Genomic DNA, 22181 nt, shown 5'->3' with positions numbered 1-22181 from the left:
AAACTCCCGGGGGGTTCAGGGGCGCCGTTCCGGCACCCGGCTAGGCTGGTGAATGATTTTATGCGAATACCGTGACAATGTCCTTTCATTGGCACGGCAGTGGGGGCAATTCTGGGAAGCACATTCCACAGGGCGTCAAAAAATGAAAGACCTTGATCAATTCGATGAGATCGATCACCGCATCCTGCGCGCCCTGCAACGCGACGCCAGCCTGAGCCACGCGGCCCTGGCGGAAGAGGTCGGCGCCTCCCCCGCTTCCTGCTGGCGGCGCATCCGCGCGCTGGAAAACGCCGGCATCCTGGGACCTGCCGTGCGCCTGGTCAATGCGGCCAAAGTGGGACGGGGCGTCAGCGTCATGTGCCAACTGCGCATGAAAACCCACGCCACCAAGGACCGGCAGGAGTTCGAGGCCTTCGTCCAGACCCGGGGCGAGGTGATGGACTGCCACAGCATGTCCGGGGAATGGGACTATCTGCTGCGCGTCGTCGTGTCCGACGTGGCGAGTTATGAGCGATTCCTGATGCGCGAACTGCTGAGCCACCCGGCCGTGGCCGCCGCCGCGTCCCATTTCGCGCTGAGCCAGGTGAAATATACGACGGCCCTGCCGATCTGAGGTTTTCATCCACCCAAGGCCATTCAAGCGCGAAATCGTTTCAGCGGCGCACCGTTTGGCGCGCCCTTTGAAAGGTTTTTGCGGCCCGCGCGTCGTATCCTGAAGCCGACGCGGCCAGGGCGGCATTTAACCGTTTGACATCCACCCTGGCACGCCCTCTATATCGTTTCAAATGAAACGACTTGGGCAAAGGCCAGCCATGACCCAGCACCCCATCCCCGGGCACAACACCCCGCTTGAAACCATGAGCGGCTTCGCCAACAGCTTCGCGACCGAGGCGGTGGCGGGCGCCCTGCCGGTAGGCCGCAATTCGCCGCAGCAGGTGCCCTTCGGCCTGTTCGCCGAACAGCTGTCGGGCAGCGCCTTCACCGCACCGCGCGCGGAAAACCGCCGGTCCTGGCTGTACCGCCTGCGTCCCACCGCCAGCCACGCGCCCTTCAAGCCCTATGGGCGCGCCGGCCTGCTGCGCAGCGGACCGTTCGATGAGGTGCCGCCCAATCCCAATCGCCTGCGCTGGGACCCGCTGCCCCTGCCCGACGCGCCCACGGATTTCGTGGACGGGCTGGTGACCTATGGCGGCAACGGTGATGCCGGCACCAACAACGGCATCGCCATCCACCTCTACGCCGCCAACCAGCCCATGGCGTCACGGGTGTTCTACAACGCCGACGGTGAATTGCTGATCGTCCCACAACAGGGCCGCTTGCGCCTGGCGACGGAGATGGGCCTGCTGGATGTGGCGCCGGGTGAGATCGCCGTGGTGCCGCGTGGTGTGCGTTTCCGCGTGACGCTGACCGACGGCACCGCCCGCGGCTATGTCTGCGAGAACTACGGCGCGCCCTTCAAGCTGCCAGACCTGGGGCCCATCGGCGCCAACGGCCTGGCCAACCCGCGCGACTTCCTGTCCCCCGTCGCCTGGTTCGAGGATTTGGACGAAGCGACGGAGGTGGTGCAGAAGTACCAGGGCCGCCTGTGGACCACGACCCTGGACCACAGCCCCCTGGACGTGGTGGCCTGGCACGGCAACCTGGCGCCCTACAAGTATGACCTGGCGCGGTTCAATACCATCAACACCGTGTCCTACGACCATCCCGACCCGTCGATCTTCACCGTGCTGACCGCACCGTCGGAAATCGCCGGCACCGCCAATTGCGACTTCGTCATCTTCCCGCCGCGCTGGATGGTGGCGGAGGATACCTTCCGGCCGCCGTGGTTCCACCGCAACGTCATGAATGAATTCATGGGCCTGATCCATGGCGCCTATGACGCCAAGGCCGGCGGCTTCGCACCCGGTGGCGCCTCCCTGCACAATTGCATGAGCGGCCACGGCCCCGACCGCACCAGCTATGAACGCGCGGTGACCGCCGACCTGAAGCCGCACAAGATCGAGAACACCATGGCCTTCATGTTCGAAAGCCGCTGGGTCATCCGCCCCACCCGCTTCGCCACTGAAACCCCACTGATGCAGCTGGACTACGACGATTGCTGGGCCGGTTTCGCCAAGGCCCAGTTGCCCTGACCCATGGACCTGATGATGATTGATGAGACCCATAACCCGGCCCTGACCAGCTGGGTCGCCAGCGCCAACGGCCATGCCGACTTCCCCATCCAGAATCTGCCCCTGGGCGTGTTCAGCACGAAAGGGGAGGTGCCGCGCGGCGGTGTCGCCATCGGCGACCGCATCCTGGACCTGGCCAAGGCCGGCCGGTCCGGCCTGCTGACCGGTGACGCGCTGGACGCCGCTATCGCCGCCAGCGGCCCGACGCTGAACCCGCTGCTGGCCCTGGGCGCCGGCCCGCGCCGCGCCCTGCGCCGCCGGCTGTCGGAATTGCTGGCGAATGACGCGGAGCACCGGGCCACGGTGGAAGGCCTACTTTACAATGTGGCTGACTGCACCCTTCACCTGCCGGCATCCATCGGCGACTACACCGACTTTTACGCCGGCATCCACCACGCCCTGAACGTCGGACGACAGTTCCGCCCCGACAATCCCTTGCTGCCCAACTACAAGCATGTGCCCATCGGCTATCATGGCCGCGCCTCTTCCGTCCGTGTCTCGGGCACGGACGTGCGCCGCCCCAACGGCCAGCGCAAGGCCCCGGATGCGGAGGCGCCGACCTACGGCCCCAGCCAGCGCCTGGACCTGGAATTGGAACTGGGCATCTGGATCGGGCCGGGTAACGAACTGGGCACGCCCATCGCCATCGGCCAGGCCGACGCCCACGTGGCCGGCCTGTGCCTGCTGAACGACTGGTCGGCCCGCGACCTGCAGGCCTGGGAATACCAGCCGTTGGGCCCCTTCCTGGCCAAGAACTTCATGACCACCGTGTCACCCTGGATCGTCACGGCCGAAGCCCTGGCCCCGTTCCGCACCCGGCAGCCGGCACGGGATCAGGGCGAGCCTAAGCCCCTGCCCTATCTGTGGGATGAGGGCGACCAGGAACGCGGCGCCTATGCCGTGGACCTGTCGGTGCTGATCCGCACCGACAAAATGCGCGCGGCGGGCGAGGCGCCGCACCGTTTAGGCACCGGCCCGGCCACCAACATGTACTGGACCGTGGCGCAGTTGGTGGCCCACCACACCAGCAACGGCTGTGACCTGAACCCCGGCGACCTGCTGGGCACCGGCACCATCTCCACCCCCGACGACAGCGGCGTGGGCAGCCTGCTGGAACTGTCGCGCGGCGGAAAGGCGCCCATCACCTTGCCGAATGGCGAGACCCGTGCCTTCCTGGTGGACGGCGACGAACTGATCCTTGCGGCCCGCGCCTCGGCCGACGGATACACCGCCATCGGTTTCGGGCCTTGCGCCGGCGTGATCACGCCCGCCATCGCCCTGTCATAAGGAAAACAGGAACATGAGCCAGAAGGTCATCATCACCGGCGGCGCCGGCGTGCTGGGCAAGGCCGTCGCCGCTGCGTTCAAGGCGGCGGGCCATGGCGTCGCCGTTGTCGATCATGCCCCGGCACCGGTGGGTGCCACCGACGGCCTGGTGCACGTCGGCGGCGTGGACCTGACGGACGCCGCCGCCGCCCTGGCCGCCTTCGCCCAGGCCAAGGCCGGCCTGGGTGGGGCCGACGTGCTGGTCAACGTGGCCGGCGGCTTTCGTTGGCAGACGGTGGCGGACGGCGATCCGGCCGCGTGGGACAAACTGTTCGCCATCAACGCCCGCACCTGTTTGAACATGAGCCGGGCGGCCATCGGCGCCGACGGCCTGGCCGATGGCGGCGCCATTGTGAACGTGGGTGCCGCGGCGGCGGAAAAGGCTGGGGCCGGCATGGGCGCCTATGCCGCGTCCAAGGCGGCCGTCGCCCGCCTGACGGAAAGCCTGGCGGCGGAACTGGGCGGCCGCATCCGGGTTAACGCCGTGCTGCCCCTGGTGATGGACACGCCGCAGAACCGGGCCGACATGCCCGACGTGGATCCCAAGAGCTGGACCACCACGGCGGCCGTGGCCGACGCCATCGTCTTCCTGGCCAGCCACCAGGCCCGGGCCATCAACGGCGCCCTGGTGCCGGTAACCGCCCCCACCGCCGACTGAGAGGAGCCCTCCATGGTTGCACGCCTGAGCGAGGCCCAACGCGCCGCCGACCTGCCCACCCTGACGGGCTGGGCCCTGGCGGATGACGGCGAGGCCATCACCAAGACCTTCACCTTCAAGGATTTCGTCACCGCCTTCGGCTTCATGACCCGCGTGGCCCTGCTGGCGGAAAAGGCGGACCACCATCCGGAATGGTTCAACGTCTACAACCGCGTGGAAATCCGCCTGACGACCCACGACGCCCAGGGCCTGTCCCAGCGCGACGTGGATTTGGCCCGCGCCATCGAGGGGCTGCTGGCCTAAGCGGCCTTGCACCAGGGGCTGGTTGGCGATTAAAGCTGATAGGCCGCTAACCAGCCAACCCGATGGGCCGCCGGTGAAAGTCCTTATCGCCGACACCATTCATACCGCCGCCGAGCCGGGCCGCATCGTGGAGGCCGACCTGACGGCGGCCGGTGCCACGGTGATCGTGCGCCTGGCAGCGGGGGAATTGCTGGCCGATGCCGTGCTGCGCGAGGCGCCGGACCTGGTGATCGTGGACATGGCCCGCCCCGACCGCGACGGCCTGGAAGACATCCGCCACATCGCCCGGCACGATCCGCGTCCCATCGTCATGTTCGTCGACCATGACGACCCCGCCTTCATGGAGGCGGCGATCGAGGCTGGCGTCAGTTCCTACAATGTCGTCGGCGCCTCCCTGCCCGCCATCAAGCCGGTGGTGCAGGCGGCGGTCGCCATGTTCCGCCGTTACCGCCAGGTGGAATCCAGCCTGCACAAGGCCGAGACCAGTTTGCGCGAACGCGACCTGATCGACCGGGCCAAGGCCATCCTGATCCGCCAGCGCGGCATCGGCGAGCCCGAGGCCTATCGCTGGCTGCGCCGCCAGGCCATGGAGCAAAGCCGCAAGCTGGCCGCCGTGGCCGCGGACGTGGTGGCGGCCGACAAGAACAAGGGGAAAAGGCCATGAGCATCCCGCATCCCGTCCGGATCGGCCTGCTGCGCCTGACCGACAGCGCCCCGGTCATCCATGCCCAGACCGCCGGCCTGTTCGCGACCGAAGGGCTGGCCGTGGAACTGTCGGTGGAACCCAGCTGGGCCAATCTGGCGGACAAGCTGTCCTATGGCCTGCTGGACGCGGCCATCCTGCTGCCCCCCCTGGTGCTGGCCATGGCGCTGGGCCTGCGGCCGGCGGCAAGCCCGTTGATCATCCCCATGGGCCTCAGCCAGCATGGCGACGCGGTGACGCTGTCGAACCGCCTGGCCGATCCCATCCTGGCGGGCGGCGAACGGCCCCCGGCAGCGGAGGCCGGCCGCCGCCTGGCCGCCCTGCTGCGCGGTCGCCCGCGCGTGACGCTGGCCGTGGTGCACGCCTGGTCGGCCCATGCCCTGTTGTTCAAGACCTGGCTGAGTGCGGCCGGCATCGACCCGCAGGCCGACGTGGACTGGACCATCGTGCCCCCGGCCGATACCGCCGCCGCCATTGAGTCCGGCCGCATCGACGGCTTTTGCGCCGGCGCGCCCTGGGGGGCGGTGGCCGCGTCCGCCGGCGTCGGCCGCACCGTGGCGCTGTCGTCCGAGATCATGCCGGGCCATCCGGAAAAGTGCCTCGCCGTGCGCGAGGCCTGGGCCGAGGCGAACCCCGCCGCCCTGCAAGGCCTGCTGCGCGCCCTGACCGCCGCCGCCGCCCATTGCGCCGACCCGGCCAACACGCCCGACGTCGCCGCCACCCTGGCGCAGCCCGCCTTCCTGAACCTGCCGCCCGACCTGATCGCCGCCAGCCTGCCCGGCGGTGCGCGCACCGGCACCGGCCAGGATACCGACGTCTGCGTCTTCACGCCCCCCCAGGCCACCCGCCCCACCCTGGACCAGGCGCACTGGTTCCTGGACCAGATGGCGCGCTGGCGCGACCTGCCGATAAGCGGGCCTGAGGCCACCGCCCTGGCCGCCCGGATCTATCGGCCGGATCTGTATGATGGGGCGACAAACCAGGAAAGCGCGAAGTGACATCGCCCAAGCGGCGAACTGCGGGGCAATCCATGCCTCATTGATCGCGCCCAAAAAGGCGCACATATTACGTTCCAAAGGACGCGCATGGTTATGCGCATAACTTCGGAGCATGGTCATGCACGGTGGGTCATCTCGGCAAGTTCCAGCAGCCCGCAAGAACACAAACGTGTCGCTTCCTGAGGACATGGTTGCGGAAGCCAAGACATTGGGCATTAGCCTCTCACGGGCCTGTGAGCGCGGGTTGGCAGTAGAGATTTCCGAAAAGAAAGCGGCCCTTTGGCTGGAGCGAAACCAAGCCGGGATTGGCGAATGGAATAGCTTCGTTGAAGAAAACGGTGTTCCATATGCGCGCTTCCGGCAATTCTGATGGCCCAGCTGGACCTTTATCGGGTTGCCGGAGAACCTGGATATGCGCTCGAAGTTCAGGCCGACCTCTTAAAAGGCCTCGCAACAGCTGCAGTGGTTCCATTGTGGCCCCGGAAAATCAGCCCCAGAGCGCTGGACCGATTAAATCCCATTTTTGTGATTGATGGCGACGATCATGTGATGGTGACCCAATTCATTGCCACCATTCCTAGGAAAGAATTAGGGCCAATTGTAGGTTCTCTAAGTCGCGCTTATTACTTCGACATCATAAACGCCTTGGATATGCTCATTTCCGGCTCTTAACCGATGCTGAGAAACCCTTTCCCGGGGAATCCTTTCTCACCAATAATAGCCTTTTGATAGAAGAAAGGCCGCGACCGGGCGATGTCGCGGCCTTTCCATCTGGGCTTGGAACGCGTCAGGCGGCGCCGACTTGCGGCTCCACGGTGACTTCCACGGGCTGCTCCGCCACCACGTGCCAGGCACCGACAAGGTCGGTGCGATACTCGTAGCGGATCACACCCGAGGTGGAGCCGGCCCGCAGCAGCAGGGTCGACTTGTAGTTCTGCGGGATGACCGGGCCGATGCCGGCGCGCGGCGGCCAATGGATCTCCGGCCAGCCGTTCAGGTCGATGCGGACGGTACCGGGCAGCTTGCCGCCCACGATCTCATAATTCCAGGTACCGGTGACGTGGGAATCCACCCGCACCGGCGGGCTGACGGCCTGGGTCACCTGGGAATGGCCGGTCACTTCCCCCTTGGGCGTATAGACCGTCAGGTTCAGCGTATTCCGGGGGGCGCCCAGGGGACCGGTGGAATGAACCAGCAGATGGAACAGGCCGGCCGGGCCGGGGGCGGAAAGTTCAGAGGTGCTCATGGTGGGATTCCTTCGGGAAAGGTCGCGCCTGGCTGAAAGCGGCGCTGATTTTCGGGACTGGGGCGGGACCTCAGACGGCGTGAACCGGCTGCTCCACCACGCGCCACGGACCGGTCAGGTCGGTGCGATATTCGTAGCGGATGACACCCGACGCGTAGTTGGGCTCCAGCACCAGGATGGCCTTGTAGTTCTGCGGAATGACGGGGCCGATGCCGGCCTGCGGCGGCCAATTGATTTCCGGCCAGCCGTTCAGGTCGATGCGAACCTTGGAGCCGGGGCCGATCACGGCCTCATGGATCACGGTGCCCGTGACGTGCGAGGCCACATGCAACGGTGGGTTGGTGGCCTGGCCGATCAGCGAATGACCGGTGACCTCGCCCTTGGGCGTGTAGACCGTCAGGTTCAGGGTATCCGTCGGGGCGCCGGGGGCGCCACCGGAACGAAGATGCAAGGGGAAAAGGCCGGCCAGCGCCGGGGCTTCAGCGGTGCTCATGGTTGCTTTCCTTCCGAGTGTGCTTGGCGGAATTGATGGGCCGCTGTTGCGCCTCCCGCGCCAGCGGCCCACAACCTATGATATGCACATACGGAAGTTTCAATCGAGTTACGGTGATGCGTTTAAGTTGCAAATCTCATAAGTTACCCCCACTGGATAGGTGCGACTTCAGCCGCCGCGCAGCAGCGACAGGACCAGCAAGACCAGGAGAACCAGCGCCGTCACCTTCCAGAAGCGCAGCGGGTCCCGCTCGTAAAGCGGGCGGCGGCGGGCCGGACGGGGTGCGGGGTTGGCGGCACCGGCCTCAAGTTCCAGGGCGAATTCCAGCACGTCGCCCTGCCGGTCGACGGGATCGGCGCTCACCGCCTTCATCACCGCCAGGTCCAGCCAGGTGGGCAGGTCGGGGCGGCGCTGCTGCAAGGGCGTGGGCTGGCCGAAGCGGGGATGCTGGAAAGGCTCGATCTCGCCATACGGGTAAGCGCTGGTGAACAGGTGATAGGCGGTGACGCCCAGGGCATAGAGGTCCGCGCGTTCGTCGCCCATGCCACCGGCCAGCAGTTCCGGCGCCATATAGCTGGGCGTGCCGGGGGCCTGTTCCGCCGCCGGCTCTTCCAGGCCGGGCAGGCGCACCACGCCCAGATCGATCAGGCGCAGGCCGCCCTTGCCATCGATGATGGCGTTGTCCGGCTTGATGTCGCGATGAATGATACCGGCACGGTGCAGGGCCGCCACCGCCTTGGCCAACTTCACCACCAGGCCCACCCCCTCCGCCACACCGATCCGGGGCGGGTTCTTCAGCCGCCCGGCCAAGGTCTGGCCGGGATAGTAGGGCATGAGTGTGTACAGCCGGGTCTGCCGGCCGGGCGGCACCGCCATCGCCTCGCCCAGCCAGGGGGACCGCACGCGGGCGGCCACCCAGCCTTCGCGCACGAAGGCCAGGCGATGGCTGGCGTCGCCCGTGACGCTGGGCTTGGGAAACTTCAACACCAGGGGCGCCTCACCCGCCGCCGGCGCCGTCAGGAACACGGCGCTGTAGCGGCCGTCGGACAGGTGGTGGCCGATGCGGTAGCCGTCCACGACATCGCCTGGCCTGGGTAGGGCCAAGATGGGCAGGTCGGCGGACAGGGACGCCAATTCGCCGTGATCCGCCGGCGGCAGGGCCATCACGTCGATGACCAGGGCGGTGGCGTTGTCCTGGCTACCGGCCGCAAGCGCGGCATCGACCAGTGCCCGGCTGGCCCCCTCGGGCGTGGGCTCGCGGGCCGCCAGGCGCACCAGATCCCGCGCCGACAGCGCGCCGTGCACCCCGTCGGTGGTCAGGACCAGGCGGTCACCCTCACGCAAGGGTTCGGCGGCATAGTCGGCGCGCAACGCATCCTCCAGCCCCACGGCACGGCGCAGGATGTGGCGCTGATCCGGGCCGGGATGAACGTGGTCCTCGGTCAATTGACTCAGCCGGCCGTCGCGCAGGCGATACAGGCGGGTGTCCCCGACATGCAGGATATGGGCGACACGGCCGCGCAGGATCACGGCGGTCAGGGTGGTGGCCATGCCCTGGCGTTCCGGGTCGGCGCGGCCCTGGCCATGGACCCAGCGGTTGATGGCCTCCGCCGCGTGCGCCGCCGCCCGACGCACGCCCAATGTCTGGCGTTCACCCAGGTAGAAATCGATAAAGCCACGCACCGCCAGTTCCGCGGCCACCCGGCCGGCCGGCGCGCCCGACACACCGTCGGCGATGGCGGCCACAACCCCTTGGCCCTGCCGTTGCGCGGCGGTACCAAGGCAGGCGCCCACGTAATCCTCATTCCGGCTGCGGCGGCCGGTTTCACTGCACCAACCCACCCGCACCTCGATCTGGCGCGTCGCCATCAGCCCAGCCCCTCAAATATGCTTATTATTTGATCATTTGTGCGCACCGCCGCTCCCTTGCCCATAAATTAGGCAGTTACCGAATGCGGCGCGATATTGAAACCCCAGGTTTTCCGCGCCTGCGAGCTTGGCACGGCGGTTGCGAAGAGGGAAGCCATGGCCAGGACGCCCGCGGCGGCGGTCCTGTGCCCGGGTCGGCCCCAACGGCGGGGCCCGCCCGCCTCCGGATGCGCAATGGCGCGCGTCCCCTCGGGATTGATCGGCGGGCCAACGGCGGCTTGTCAGCGTCCGGCAGCGGACCCTACCCCCACCCGCATCGGCGGCCAGCGATGGTCCGCCCGACCCCGATCCACCACGCCCTGACCGGTGACAGGCGGCGCCCCGCATGGCAGCCCCCACCGGCCAAGGTCCGCAGCGCTGCTGCCCGGAGGCACCGATGAACAAGAGTTTCCTGAAGGCCGGACACCTGCCCACCCTGTTCGCGGCGTTCCTGTACTTCGACATGAGCTTCATGGCCTGGGTCATCCTGGGACCGTTGGGCGTGCAGATCGCCAGGGATTTGGGCCTATCGCCGGCGCAGAAGGGCCTGATGGTGGCGGTGCCGGTGCTGGCCGGCGCCTTCTTCCGGGTGATCAACGGCATCCTGGTGGATCACCTGAAGCCCAAGCTGACCGGTATCCTGGCGCAGCTGGTGGTGATCGCCGGGCTGATCGCGGTGTGGTGGTTCGGCATCCACAGCTTCAACGGCACGCTGCTGACCGGTGCGGTACTGGGCGTGGCCGGTGCCAGCTTCGCGGTCGCCCTGCCGCTGGCCTCACGCTGGTATCCGCCGGAACACCAGGGCACGGCCCTGGGCCTGGCGGGGGCCGGCAATTCCGGCACCGTGTTCGCCAGCCTGTTCGCCCCCGCCCTGGCGGTGGCCTATGGCTGGAACAACGTGCTGGGCCTGCTGGCCATTCCGCTGGCGATCACGCTGGTGGCCTACACTGTGCTGGCCAAGGACAGCCCGGAATGCCCGCCAGCCAAGTCGCTGGCCGAATATCTGGCGGTGCTGAAGATCGGCGACGCCTGGTGGTTCATGTTCTTCTACAGCGTCACCTTCGGCGGTTTCGTCGGCCTTGCCTCCTCCCTCACCATCTACTTCAACGACCAGTATGGCCTGAGCCCGGTGGTGGCCGGGTACTTCACGGCGGCCTGCGTCTTCGCCGGTTCCCTGGTGCGCCCAATCGGCGGGGCGGTGGCCGACCGTATCGGCGGCGTGCGCTCGCTGACCGTCATGTACGCCATCGCGGCGCTGGCCCTGATCGTCGTCAGCTTCGCCCTGCCCCAGGCCTGGATGGCGCTGGTCGTCTTCGTCGTCGCCATGCTGGCGCTGGGCATGGGCAATGGTGCGGTCTTCCAGCTGGTGCCACAGCGCTTCCGCCGGGAGATCGGCGTCATGACCGGCCTGGTCGGCATGATGGGCGGCGTCGGCGGTTTCTACCTCGCCTCCAGCCTTGGCTATTCCAAGCAGCTGACGGGCGGTTACCAGGCGGGTTTCCTGGTGTTCGCCCTGCTGGCCTTGGCGGCGCTGGCCGGCATCAGCGGCGTGAAGCGGCGGTGGCGCACCACCTGGGGGGCCGCGTCCCTCAGCACCGCCCGCGTCTGATCCCGATCACCTGAAAGAAGGATGGGACCCATGGATACCCATATGCCCCCGCGCCAGAAACTGGTGGTCGTCGGCAACGGCATGGCCGGAATGCGGACGGTCGACGAACTGCTGAAGCGCGCCCCGCTGAAGTACGACATCACCGTGTTCGGCGCCGAACCGCACGTGAACTACGACCGCATCATGCTGTCGTCCGTGCTGGCCGGAGAGAAGGATCTGGAACAGATCGTCATCAATCCCCGGTCCTGGTACGATGAAAACGGCATCGACCTGATCGTCGGCGATGCGGTGGTGGCCATTGACACCGCCGCCCGCACCGTCACCTCCGCCGCCGGCCGGGTGGTGGCATACGACAAGCTGCTGCTGGCCACGGGGTCGCGCCCCATCGCCCCGCCGGTGCCGGGCCTGGACCTGCCCGGCGTCTGCGCCTTCCGCGACATCGCCGACGTCAACACCATGATCCAGGCGTCGGAACAGCACAGCCGAGCCATCGTCATCGGTGGCGGCCTGCTGGGGCTGGAGGCGGCCAACGGCCTGCTGCGCCGGGGCATGCAGGTGGCCGTCGTGCACCTGATGGGCACGCTGATGGAACGCCAGCTGGACAAGGCGGCGGCCGAGCTGTTGCAGCGCGAGCTGGATGAGCGCGGCATGAACTTCTTCACCAATGGCCAGACCGAGGCGATCTTCGGCGATGGCCGGGTGCAGGGCGTGCGCCTGGCCGACGGACGGGAGATCCCTGGTGACCTGGTGGTGCTGGCCATCGGCATCCGCCCCAACGTGGATTTGGCCAAGGCCGCCGGCCTGGCCATCAACCGCGGTGTCGAGGTGGGCGACGACATGCGCACCTCCGTGCCTGAAATCTTCGCGGTGGGCGAGTGTGTGGAACATCGCGGCAAGACCTACGGCCTGGTGGCCCCCTTGTGGGACATGGCCAAGGTCTGCGCCGATCATCTGGCGCGGGAAGATGCCGTCAGCGATTACGTCCCCGCCGCCATGGCCACCCGCCTGAAGGTCACGGGCATCGATTTGTTCTCCGCCGGCGACTTCATCGGTGACGAGACGACGGAGGAGGTGGTGTTCCGCGACGCCGCGCGCAACACCTACAAGCGCCTGGTGCTGCGTGACGACACGCTGGTGGGTGCCGTGCTGTACGGCGATGCCCAGGACGGCGGCTGGTACTTCCAGCTGCTGCGCGAGGGCAAGCCGCTGGGGAGCTTGCGCGACACGGTGATCTTCGGCCAGGCCTTCGGCAACCTGGCGGCCGGGGCACCCACCGCCGATCCCACCGTCGCCGTGGCGGCATTGCCGGATGCGGCGGAAATCTGCGGCTGCAACGGCGTGTGCAAGGGCAAGATCCTGGGCGCCATCGCCGAACACGGCCTGACCACGCCGGAGGGCGTGCGGGCACGGACCAAGGCGTCCGCCTCCTGCGGCAGTTGCACGCCCCAGGTGGAACAGCTGCTGACCCTGGCGCTGGGTGACGGCTATGCCGCCAAGCCGGCGGGGGAAAAGCCGATGTGCAAGTGCACCAGCCACAGCCATGACCAGGTGCGCCGGGCCATCACTGGCCAGGCGTTGCGCACCATGCCCGAGGTGATGGGCGCCCTGGGCTGGACCACGCCCGACGGCTGCCATGTCTGCCGCCCGGCGCTGAACTTCTACCTGCTGGTGGCCTGGCCGGGTGAGTACGTGGACGACCAGCAATCGCGCTTCGTGAATGAGCGCATGCACGCCAACATCCAGAAGGACGGCACCTATTCCGTCATTCCACGCATGTGGGGTGGGCTGACCACGGCGGATGAGCTGCGCGCCATCGCCGACGTGGTGGACAAGTACGCCATCCCCACGGTGAAAGTGACGGGCGGCCAGCGCATCGACCTGCTGGGCGTGAAGCGCGAGCAACTGCCCCATGTGTGGAAGGATCTGAACGACGCCGGCATGGTCTCCGGCCACGCCTACGGCAAGGCGCTGCGTACGGTGAAGACCTGTGTGGGTTCCGAGTGGTGCCGCTTCGGCACGCAGGACAGCACCGGCATGGGCGTGAAGCTGGAGCGCATGACCTGGGGGTCCTGGCACGCGCACAAGGTGAAGCTGGCCGTGTCCGGCTGCCCCCGCAACTGTGCGGAGGCGACCATCAAGGACTTCGGCGTGGTGGCGGTGGACAGCGGTTGGGAACTGCATGTCGGCGGGAACGGCGGCATCCATGTCCGCGCCACCGACCTGTTGTGCAAGGTCACGACGGAGGAGGAGGTGCTGGAGTACTGCGGCGCCTACCTTCAGCTGTACCGGGAGGAGGCGCGCTATCTGGAACGCACCGCCCCCTGGCTGGAACGCGTGGGCCTGGCCCATGTGAAGGCCCGTGTCGTGGAGGATGAGGCGGGACGCCGAGCCCTGCACGCCAAGTTCCTGCATGCCCAGACATTCAGCCAGAACGACCCCTGGGCCGAGCGGGCGCCGGGCGCCGATGCCGCCGCCCCCTTCCGCACCCTGGCCACGGTGGAGTGACGATGATGGACAGCGTTGGTATCGAAAACCGCTGGGTGGACGTGGGCGTGGTGGCGGACATCCCGCGCCAGGGCGCGCGCGTGGTCGCCACCCCCCGGGGCGACATCGCCATCTTCCGCACCCTGGACGACGCCGTCTTCGCCCTGTACGACCGTTGCCCGCACAAGGGCGGGCCGCTGTCGCAGGGCACGGTGCACGGCCATGCCGTCACCTGCCCCCTGCACAACTGGGTGATCGATTTGGACAGCGGCCGGGCCCGCGAACCGGATGAGGGCTGTGCCAACCGCGTCCCCGTGCGGGTGCAGGACAGCCACATCCTGATCCAGATGGTGGCGTGATGCCGGAGGGCGCGGTCCACGACAGGGCGCCGGCCGATCGAGGGCCACCGCCGGGCGGCGTCCGTTCCACCTGCCCCTATTGCGGCGTGGGTTGCGGCGTGGTCGCCCGGTCGGACGGCACGGTGGCCGGCGACCTGCTGCACCCGGCCAACCGCGGGCGCCTCTGTTCCAAAGGATCGGCCCTGGCCGAAACCCTGAAGGATGGGGAGCGCCTGACCCGCCCCCTGGTCGACGGGCGGCCCGCCGACTGGGGCCAGGCGTTGGATCTGGTGGCGAACCGCTTCCGGGCCACCATCGCCGAACATGGCCCCGACAGCGTCGCCTTCTATGTCAGCGGCCAATGCCTGACGGAGGATTATTACGTCGCCAACAAGCTGATGAAGGGCTTCATCGGCAGCGCCAACATCGACACCAATTCCCGGCTGTGCATGGCCTCCTCCGTCGCCGGTCACATCCGCGCCTTCGGTGCCGACGTGGTGCCGGGCACGTACGAAGATCTGGAACAGGCGGATCTGGTGGTGCTGGTGGGCAGCAATTCCGCCTGGTGCCACCCGGTGCTGCACCAGCGCCTGCTGGCCGCCAAGGCCAAGCGCCCCATCCGCATCGTCGCCATCGACCCCCGCCGCACCGCCACCTGCGAGGATGCCGATTTGCACCTGGCGGTGCGGCCCGGCACGGACGTCGCCCTGTTCAACGGCCTGCTGGCCCATCTGGCGGAAAAGGACCGGCTGGACCAGACCTGGCTGGCCGCGCACACCGAAGGCTTCGACGCCGCCCTGACCGCCGCGCGCGAGGGGGCGGAGCACACGGCGGAAGTCACCGGTCTGGACCCGGCCGACCTGGCCCGGTTCTACGACTGGTTCGCCGCCACGCCGCGCGTCGTCACGGTCTATTCCCAGGGGGTCAACCAGTCATCGGCGGGCACCGACAAGGTCAATGCCATCATCAACTGCCACCTGGCGACGGGCCGCATCGGCAAGCCCGGCTGCGGCCCGTTTTCCATCACCGGCCAGCCCAACGCCATGGGCGGGCGCGAGGTCGGCGGCCTGGCCAACCAGCTGGCCGCCCATATGCGTTTCGACCAGCCGGATGCCATCGACCGCGTGCGCCGCTTCTGGGGGGCGCCCAACCTGGCGACCAAGCCGGGCCTGAAGGCGGTGGAGCTGTTCGACGCCATCCTGGACGGGCGGGTGAAGGCCGTCTGGATCATGGCCACCAACCCGGCCGACAGCCTGCCCCGGGCCGACCGCGTGCGCGAGGCGTTGCGCACCTGCCCCTTCGTCGTCGTCTCCGACTGCTGGCCCACCGACACCACCGCCCTGGCCGACGTGGTGCTGCCGGCCGCCGGCTGGGGGGAGCGTGACGGCACCGTCACCAATTCCGAACGGGTCATCAGCCGTCAGCGCCCCTTCCGCACCGCCCCGGGCGAAGCGCGGGCCGACTGGCGCGTGCTGGCCGCCGTCGGTCAGCGCATGGGCTGGAAGCAGGCGTTCTCCTGGGCCACACCAGCGGCGGTGTTCCGCGAGCATGCGGCCCTGTCGGGGTTCGAGAACAACGGCAGCCGCCCGTTCGACATCAGCGGCCTGGCCATGCTGACCGACGGGCAATACGACGCATTGGCGCCGGTGCGCTGGCCCGTGCGCTGGGCCGGGGATGAGGGCGGGCGTCTGTTCGGCCAGGGCGGTTTCACCACGCCCACCGGCCGGGGCCGCCTCGTGCCCACACCCTTCCGTGAGCCCGCCACCCGTACCGATCCGGCCTATCCCCTGCTGCTGAACACCGGCCGCATCCGCGACCAGTGGCACACCATGACCCGCACCGGCCGGGTGCCCCGCCTGCTGGCCCATACGGGGGAGCCGCGCGTGGCCCTTTCCCCCGCCGACGCCGCCCGGCTGGGCGTGGCCGACGGCGACCTGGTGCGCATCGAAAGCGTCCATGCCGCCACCACGGTCCGCGCCACCCTGGATGCCGGCCAGCGGGTGGGCGAACTGTTCCTGCCCATGCATTGGACGGATGAGTTCTGCTCCGCCGGCCCCACCGGGCGCTTGGTCAACGCTGCCCTGGACCCCGTCTCCGGCCAGCCGGAACTGAAGCTGACGGCGGTGCGGGCGACCGCCGTACCAATCGCCTGGCGCGGCCTGCTGCTGCACCGCCAATCCGTGCGGCCGCAGGGTGTGGGCTATTGGGCGCGCGTGCCGTTGTCCAACGGCCACGCCTTCGAATTGGTGGGCAGCGATCCCCTGCCCGACGGGGCCGCCCTGACGCCGCTGGTGGAGGGGTTGCTGCACCCGCCGCGCGGGGCGGAGTGGCTGCAATTGACCGATGCCGGGCGCGGCACCCTGCGTGTCGCCATCCTGGTGGATGGCCGGCTGGAGGCCTGCCTGTTCCTGGCCACCAGCCCGGCGGCCAGCCTGCCGGCGCGCGAGGTGGTGGCCGCCCTGTTGGGCGAGGTGGTGACCGACACCGCCCGCCCCAGCCTGCTGTCCGGCCGCCCCGCGCCCGGCGTCGCCGCCACCGGCCGCACCGTCTGCGCCTGCTTCTCCGTCGGCCTGACCACCATCCGCGACGCCATCGTCACCCGACGCCTGACGACGGTGGAGGAAATCGGCGCTTGTCTCAAGGCCGGCACCAACTGCGGATCCTGCATCCCGGAACTGAAGGAGATCCTGCGCGATGTCCATGCCAACGCGTGACACCACCGGCCGTGCCAGCCTGGTGGGTGCCGGCCCCGGCGATCCGGAATTGCTGACCCTCAAGGCCCTGCGCCGGATAGAGGCCGCCGACGTGGTGCTATACGACAAGCTGGTGGACCCGCGCATCCTGGACCTGGCGCCGGCCCATGCCCGGCGCATCGACGTGGGCAAGCGTTGCGGCCAGCACGCGATGAGCCAGGCGGCCATCAACCGCCTGATCGTCAGCCATGCCCAGGCGGGATCGCACGTCGTGCGCCTGAAGGGCGGCGACCCCATGGTGTTCGGCCGCGCCGGCGAGGAACTGGCCGCACTGGAGGCCGCCGGCGTCCCGGCGGAGGTGGTGCCCGGCATCACCGTCGCCTGTGCCGCCGCCGCCAGCATGGCCATGCCGCTGACCCAGCGCGGTTACAGCTGCAGCCTGCACTTCATCACCGGGCATGGCGCGGATGAGGTCCTGCCCCCCCACGACTGGAACGCCCTGGCCGCCTGCGACGGCACCATCGCCATCTATATGGGCAGCCGCACGCTGGCCGCTGTGACACGGCAATTGCTGGCCGCCGGAGTGAGCCCCGCCACCCCCGCCATCGCGGTGGAGAACGCCACGCTGGCGACCGAACGCCGCCTGCCCGGCACCCTGGCCGACATCGCGGCGGTGGTGACGGCGGCGAATGTCACCGGCCCCACCCTGGTACTGGTGGGACGGGTAGTGGCGTTGCGGCGGCGGGAGGCGGTAGAGTTGGCGCTGATCGAATTGCGCACCCGCGCCGCATGACGAGTTGAGCCTGAGGCCCATGCCTGACGAACACATCTTCGCCCAATATGTCCGCACCTTGGGGCGCGGCCCCGGCCGTTCCCGCTCCCTGACACGGGAGGAGGCGCGGACGGCCCTGGGCATGGTGCTGAACGGCGAGGCCGACCCCCACCAGGTGGGTGCCTTCCTCATGCTGCTGCGCTATCGCGGTGAGGACCCGGATGAGATCGCAGGCTTGGTGGAGGCCGCGCGCGCGGCCGCCGGCCTGGATGACGGCGCGGTCAAAGGCATGGCCGACCTGGACTGGCCGTCCTATGGCGCCGGCCGCACCCGGGATGAGCCCTGGTTCCTGCTGTCGGCCCTGGCGCTGGCGCAAGCGGGGCACCGGGTGATCATGCACGGCAGCAACGCCTTCACCCAGGGCCGCGACGTGCCCGACGCCCTGGCCGAACTGGGCCTGCGCCCGGCCACCAGCCGCACCGATGCGCAAGGCTTGCTGGCGGAGACCGGCTTCGCCTACCTGCCGCTGTCGGCCATGAGCCCGGCGTTGGACCGCCTGCTGAACCTGCGCCACCTGCTGGGCCTGCGCAGCCCCATCAACACCGTCTGCCGCCTGCTGGACCCGTTCGACACACCGGCCGCCGTGGACGGCGTCTTCCACCCGCCCTACATCGACCTGCACCTGAACGTGGCCCAGCGCATGGGCCGCCCCCGCCTTGTGGTGGTCAAGGGCGGCGGCGGCGAAGTGGAGCGCAACCCCGCCAAACCCACCACGGCCTACGTCCAGGTGGGCGCCGCCGCCCGCGAACTGCCCCTGCCTGCCCTGACCGACACCAAGGCGACGTCGCAGGGCCTGCTCAAGGTCTGGCGTGGCGAGCCCGGCCTGGAGGCCGAGACCGCCACCGTGGTCGCCACCATCACCCTGGGCGTGCTGGCGCTAGGGCTGGCGGAGGACGCGGCGACGGCGGACCGGGTGGCGGCGGAGGTTTGGGCGGGACGCAAATCCATCAACGGCTGATCCCACCGCCATAATCCCCCCGACATGAGCGTCGTCCCATATGGCCAAGTCGCAGTCTCACCTTGAAGCCCTCCATGCGACGGCACGGCACAAGGCCGATGCCGCCAAGGCGCGGGCACAACCGGACCATTCCGCCGAAAAACCCAAGGATGTCATCCTGGCCGCATGCGCGCAGATCGGGGAACGCCTGGCATCAAAGGGGTTCGTCTTCCTCAAGAGCGGCCCCACGCTGAAGCGAACAGACGACGATCTCACCTTCACGATCCAATTCCAGTCCGACCACAACAATGTCGCTGGAAAACGGGCCGCTGTCTGGATCCACGCGATGGTACTCTCGCGAAAGCTTGCGGAGTGGGACAAGCGGCACCCGAAACCATGGAATCATGACCCAAGACCTTCCGGCCCGACCATTGTTGCCGGTGGTCAAATTGGAAATTTGACGTCCCCTCCTGGTTGGATGGAATGGAACTTCGCCGATGCGGTGACACGCCAGGACGTCATTGATGACGCCGTGACATCCATCGAAACGTTGGCCCTATCGTTCTTCGCACTGTTCGGGGATCCGGCCGGCAACATGGCAGATATCGCCGCCCGCCAACTGGTCAGCCTAAAGCCGCTGGAATACGCGATGGCAACCCTGGGCCGGGAAGCGGCGGAAGCGGTCGGTCGGTCATACCTGATGCGGCACCCGCAGCTCACCGCTTCCTTCAGCCAGGCCCTCATCGAATTCCAGCAGGGGGCCAGTCTGCCAACCGCATTGGGTCACATGGCGCGTGACCTCGCCACCCTGGCCTTCATTCATGATCTCGACCTGACCGGACAGGATTGAACCGGGCCCGCAATGGCAGGTGAACCCTTGGGAAGTGCGATATGGAACCGGACGTGAAGACCGTGCTGGACGCCTATCGCCAGGCGGTGTGGGACCAGGACGCGGCCGCCCTGCTGGCGCTTTATGCCGATGACGTGGTGGTGTTCGACACCTGGGATGTCTGGTCCTATCCGGATCGGTCGGCTTGGCGCACCTCAGTCGAGGCCTGGCTGGGATCGCTGGGCGACGAGCGGGTGGCGGTCGCCGCCGAGGAGGTGCGCGTTGTCGGTGGAGATGGCGATACGGCCGGTCTCAGCGCCGTCCTGACCTATACCGCGAAGTCGCCCGAGGGGGCCAAGCTGCGGTCCATGCAGAACCGGTTGAGCTGGATGCTGGTCCGCCAGGGCGGCGGCTGGCGCATCGCGCAGGAGCACACATCCGTGCCCATCATGCCGGAGAGCCTGATGGGACGGTTGAGCCGGGAACCGGGCGCCTGAATTCCCTCAATGCCCGCCGCGCGGCGCGAACAGGATGACCATCGCGCCGGTGAGGCAGATGGCGGCCCCGATGGCGTCCCAGCGATCAGGGCGGGTGCCCTCGACCGACCACATCCAGATCAGCGACGCCAGGATGTAGATGCCACCGTAGGCCGCATAGGCGCGGCCGGCGAAGTCGGCGTCGATGCGGGTCAGCACCCAGGCGAACAGGACCAGGCTGACCATACCGGGCAGCAGCCACAGCGGCGACCGGCCCAGGCGCGCCCAAGCCCAAAAGGCAAAACAGCCGCCGATCTCCGCGAACGCCGCCAGGATGTAGGTGGGGATGGTTCCCATGCGTTTCCGCCCCTTAAGCTGTGGCCGTTCCCCGGCGCTTGCCCAGCCACAGGTAAAGCCCGCTGCCCAGGATGACCAGCGCGGCCAGGTCCAGCAGGGCCCACAACACCTTCAGCGGCAGGCCGCCGTAGTCGCCGAAGTGCAGCGGCTGGGACAGGCGCAGCGCCAGCATGTACCAGGGCATGCGGGCCATGACGGTGAGGTGACCCGTCTCCGCCTCCACCAGGGCGGGGGTCAGCAACTGGCGGGTGGCGGGGGTGGCGCCGCGCAGCCAGACGGCATAGTGGTGCGGGCTGCTGAAGCGCACGCCGGGGAAGGCCACGAACTGCGGCCGGGTTCCGGGCGCGGCGGTCATGGCGGTGTCCACCGCCGTCTGCAGCGACACATAGTCGGTCGGCACCGGCTGGCCCTGGTAAGGGGCGATCAGGGCGGCCAGCTGGTCCGCCCGCCAGATGTCCACCAGGGGCGTGGACAGGGTGTTGATGACACCGGTGAGGCCCACCACCGCCGCCCACATCAGGGTGACGATGCCCAGAAGGTTGTGCCAATCCAGCCACTTGACCCGTGCGCTGCGGGCGGTGCGCACGGTGCCGAAGGCCAGCTTGCGCATGAAGGGGGCGTAGACCACCACGCCGGACACGATGGACAGCACGAACAGAAAGCCCATGAAGCCCAGGAACAGCTCCCCGGGCAATCCGGCGAACATGTCCACGTGCAGGCGCAGGATGACGGCCATGACCCCACCCTCCGGCGGGGTGGGCACCGGCTGGGCCGTGCGCAGGTCGATGGACTGGAAGTGCATCTGCGCGCGGCCGGCATCGACATCGGGCCCGGTGGTGACGTTCACCACCGGCCGGTCGTCGTCAAAACTGAAATAAAGCGGAATTTCCTGGGGATATTTGGCCAATGCCGTGGCCAGGGCCTGATCCAGGGTTTTCATGCCCGTGCCGGGGGGCACATCCGGCAGGGCGTGCGGGTTGGTCCAACCGTCGATCTCCTCATGGAAGACCAAGGGCAGGCCGGTCAGGCACAGCACGAACAGGAACAGGGTGCAGACCAGGCTGGTCCATTTGTGGACCAGGGTCCAGGCCTTGATCGCGCGGGTTCCCATGGCATCCGCCCGTCCGGTCAGGCCAGCAGTTCGCGCTGCAAATCCGCCAGCGTGCCGCGGATGTGGTCGTCCACCAGGGCCTCCACCGCCGCGGCGTCGCCCACCATCCAGGCATCGAAGATGGCGCGGTGCTCGCCCCGGGCGCGGCCCGTGCGGCCCTGCGGTTCCAGATGCACCCGCACATAGCGCTCGGACAGGATGTGCAGGCGCTCCATCAACTGGCCGGTGATGCCGCCGGCGGGGCGGATCATGGCCATGTGGAAGGCGCGGTTGCGGGTGACGTGGTGGGTGCCGTCCGTCTCCTGCTCCCGTTCCAGCGCCAGCAGCTCGCCGCGCACCAGGTCGCGATCACCCGGGGTGGCGCGGCGGGCGCCGTCGGCGGTGGCGCCCGGTTCCAGCTTCTGGCGCAGGGCGAACACCTCCGTCGCCTCCTCCGCCGTCAGGTCGCGCACGACGTAACCCCGGTTGGGGAAGGAAGTGACCAGCCCGTCGTGCTCCAACCGGCTCAAGGCCTCACGCAGGGGGATCTTGCTGATGCCCAGCTGGCTGGCGATGGCCCCCTGCTGCACCGCCGTGCCCGGGGCCATGGTGCCGAGCAGGATGTGCTCACGCACGATTTCATAGGCTTGGTCGGGCAGGCTACGGACAATGATGTTCATCAAGGGAACCGGTAACAGCGATCGCTAGCGCACCCTACCACTTTCGACAG

Annotated in this window: 23 protein-coding genes; 17 read left to right on the top strand and 6 right to left on the bottom strand. The window is 68.4% G+C overall.

Going from position 1 to position 22181, the window contains the following annotated elements; all coding sequences use genetic code 11:
• The first annotated feature begins 142 nt into the window (after positions 1 to 142).
• From PW843_04925 to PW843_04885, 9 genes are all read left to right on the top strand, one after another.
• Positions 143 to 613, top strand: a complete 471-nt coding sequence (locus PW843_04925; protein MDE1145952.1) for an Lrp/AsnC family transcriptional regulator — start codon at positions 143 to 145, stop codon at positions 611 to 613.
• 199 nt (positions 614 to 812) lie between these two features.
• Positions 813 to 2132 (top strand): homogentisate 1,2-dioxygenase, encoded by a 1320-nt coding sequence (gene hmgA / locus PW843_04920; GenBank protein MDE1145951.1) that lies wholly within the window; start codon positions 813 to 815, stop codon positions 2130 to 2132.
• Positions 2133 to 2144: 12 nt separating this feature from the next.
• Positions 2145 to 3458, top strand: a complete 1314-nt coding sequence (gene fahA, locus PW843_04915) for a fumarylacetoacetase (GenBank protein MDE1145950.1) — start codon at positions 2145 to 2147, stop codon at positions 3456 to 3458.
• Between the two features lie 13 nt (positions 3459 to 3471).
• The gene (locus PW843_04910) at positions 3472 to 4155 is read left to right on the top strand and encodes an SDR family NAD(P)-dependent oxidoreductase (protein MDE1145949.1); all 684 of its coding nucleotides are present in this window, start codon (positions 3472 to 3474) and stop codon (positions 4153 to 4155) included.
• Positions 4156 to 4167: 12 nt separating this feature from the next.
• A complete protein-coding gene (locus tag PW843_04905; GenBank protein ID MDE1145948.1) occupies positions 4168 to 4458 on the top strand; it encodes a 4a-hydroxytetrahydrobiopterin dehydratase in 291 nt (96 codons plus the stop codon).
• A gap of 73 nt (positions 4459 to 4531) precedes the next feature.
• Complete coding sequence (locus tag PW843_04900) at positions 4532 to 5122, top strand: ANTAR domain-containing protein (protein MDE1145947.1); 591 nt, start codon at positions 4532 to 4534, stop codon at positions 5120 to 5122.
• Positions 5119 to 6159: an ABC transporter substrate-binding protein gene (locus tag PW843_04895; protein ID MDE1145946.1), complete on the top strand. Its 1041-nt coding sequence runs from the start codon at positions 5119 to 5121 to the stop codon at positions 6157 to 6159. The genes PW843_04900 and PW843_04895 overlap by 4 nt, the downstream gene beginning before the upstream one ends.
• A 169-nt stretch (positions 6160 to 6328) precedes the next feature.
• Complete coding sequence (locus tag PW843_04890) at positions 6329 to 6529, top strand: type II toxin-antitoxin system CcdA family antitoxin (protein ID MDE1145945.1); 201 nt, start codon at positions 6329 to 6331, stop codon at positions 6527 to 6529.
• Entirely contained in the window at positions 6529 to 6831 is a 303-nt protein-coding gene (locus tag PW843_04885; protein MDE1145944.1) for a CcdB family protein, read from the top strand. Before PW843_04890 ends, PW843_04885 begins: the two co-directional genes overlap by 1 nt.
• A gap of 115 nt (positions 6832 to 6946) precedes the next feature.
• Here the strand turns inward: PW843_04885 and PW843_04880 are convergent, their stop codons facing one another.
• From PW843_04880 to PW843_04870, 3 genes are all read right to left on the bottom strand, one after another.
• A complete protein-coding gene (locus PW843_04880; GenBank protein ID MDE1145943.1) occupies positions 6947 to 7405 on the bottom strand; it encodes a DUF1842 domain-containing protein in 459 nt (152 codons plus the stop codon).
• Between the two features lie 70 nt (positions 7406 to 7475).
• Positions 7476 to 7898 carry a DUF1842 domain-containing protein gene (locus tag PW843_04875; protein ID MDE1145942.1) on the bottom strand — a complete coding sequence of 141 codons (423 nt, stop codon included), beginning with the start codon at positions 7896 to 7898 and terminating at the stop codon, positions 7476 to 7478.
• 168 nt (positions 7899 to 8066) lie between these two features.
• Complete coding sequence (locus PW843_04870) at positions 8067 to 9767, bottom strand: protein phosphatase 2C domain-containing protein (protein ID MDE1145941.1); 1701 nt, start codon at positions 9765 to 9767, stop codon at positions 8067 to 8069.
• A gap of 436 nt (positions 9768 to 10203) precedes the next feature.
• On the opposite strand from PW843_04870, the gene PW843_04865 reads away from it, so the two are divergent.
• From PW843_04865 to PW843_04830, 8 genes are read left to right on the top strand one after another with little or no spacing between them, the layout of a single operon-like run.
• Positions 10204 to 11415: a NarK/NasA family nitrate transporter gene (locus tag PW843_04865; protein ID MDE1145940.1), complete on the top strand. Its 1212-nt coding sequence runs from the start codon at positions 10204 to 10206 to the stop codon at positions 11413 to 11415.
• 30 nt (positions 11416 to 11445) lie between these two features.
• On the top strand, positions 11446 to 13920 hold the full coding sequence (nirB, locus tag PW843_04860) for a nitrite reductase large subunit NirB (GenBank protein ID MDE1145939.1): 2475 nt from the start codon (positions 11446 to 11448) through the stop codon (positions 13918 to 13920).
• A 5-nt stretch (positions 13921 to 13925) separates the two neighbouring features.
• Entirely contained in the window at positions 13926 to 14258 is a 333-nt protein-coding gene (gene nirD / locus PW843_04855) for a nitrite reductase small subunit NirD (GenBank protein ID MDE1145938.1), read from the top strand.
• Positions 14258 to 16951, top strand: coding sequence for a molybdopterin-dependent oxidoreductase (locus tag PW843_04850; protein MDE1145937.1), 2694 nt, complete (start codon positions 14258 to 14260; stop codon positions 16949 to 16951). The genes nirD and PW843_04850 overlap by 1 nt, the downstream gene beginning before the upstream one ends.
• Positions 16932 to 17723: a uroporphyrinogen-III C-methyltransferase gene (cobA, locus tag PW843_04845; GenBank protein MDE1145936.1), complete on the top strand. Its 792-nt coding sequence runs from the start codon at positions 16932 to 16934 to the stop codon at positions 17721 to 17723. Before PW843_04850 ends, cobA begins: the two co-directional genes overlap by 20 nt.
• Before the next feature lie 19 nt (positions 17724 to 17742).
• Complete coding sequence (locus tag PW843_04840) at positions 17743 to 18720, top strand: glycosyl transferase family protein (protein ID MDE1145935.1); 978 nt, start codon at positions 17743 to 17745, stop codon at positions 18718 to 18720.
• A 40-nt stretch (positions 18721 to 18760) separates the two neighbouring features.
• Positions 18761 to 19549, top strand: a complete 789-nt coding sequence (locus PW843_04835) for a hypothetical protein (GenBank protein MDE1145934.1) — start codon at positions 18761 to 18763, stop codon at positions 19547 to 19549.
• Positions 19550 to 19590: 41 nt separating this feature from the next.
• Complete coding sequence (locus PW843_04830; GenBank protein MDE1145933.1) at positions 19591 to 20025, top strand: SgcJ/EcaC family oxidoreductase; 435 nt, start codon at positions 19591 to 19593, stop codon at positions 20023 to 20025.
• A gap of 6 nt (positions 20026 to 20031) precedes the next feature.
• Here the strand turns inward: PW843_04830 and PW843_04825 are convergent, their stop codons facing one another.
• The 3 genes from PW843_04825 to PW843_04815 are packed head-to-tail and all read right to left on the bottom strand — an operon-like array spanning position 20032 to position 22131.
• Positions 20032 to 20361: a YnfA family protein gene (locus PW843_04825; GenBank protein ID MDE1145932.1), complete on the bottom strand. Its 330-nt coding sequence runs from the start codon at positions 20359 to 20361 to the stop codon at positions 20032 to 20034.
• A 13-nt stretch (positions 20362 to 20374) separates the two neighbouring features.
• A complete protein-coding gene (locus PW843_04820) occupies positions 20375 to 21472 on the bottom strand; it encodes a PepSY-associated TM helix domain-containing protein (GenBank protein ID MDE1145931.1) in 1098 nt (365 codons plus the stop codon).
• 17 nt (positions 21473 to 21489) lie between these two features.
• On the bottom strand, positions 21490 to 22131 hold the full coding sequence (locus PW843_04815) for a GntR family transcriptional regulator (GenBank protein MDE1145930.1): 642 nt from the start codon (positions 22129 to 22131) through the stop codon (positions 21490 to 21492).
• Positions 22132 to 22181 lie beyond the last annotated feature (50 nt).

The sequence above is a fragment of the Azospirillaceae bacterium genome (assembly GCA_028283825.1).
Lineage (GTDB): Bacteria > Pseudomonadota > Alphaproteobacteria > Azospirillales > Azospirillaceae > Nitrospirillum.
Note: the sequence above shows the minus strand (reverse complement) of the source record. Positions and strands in the feature narration are given on the sequence as shown.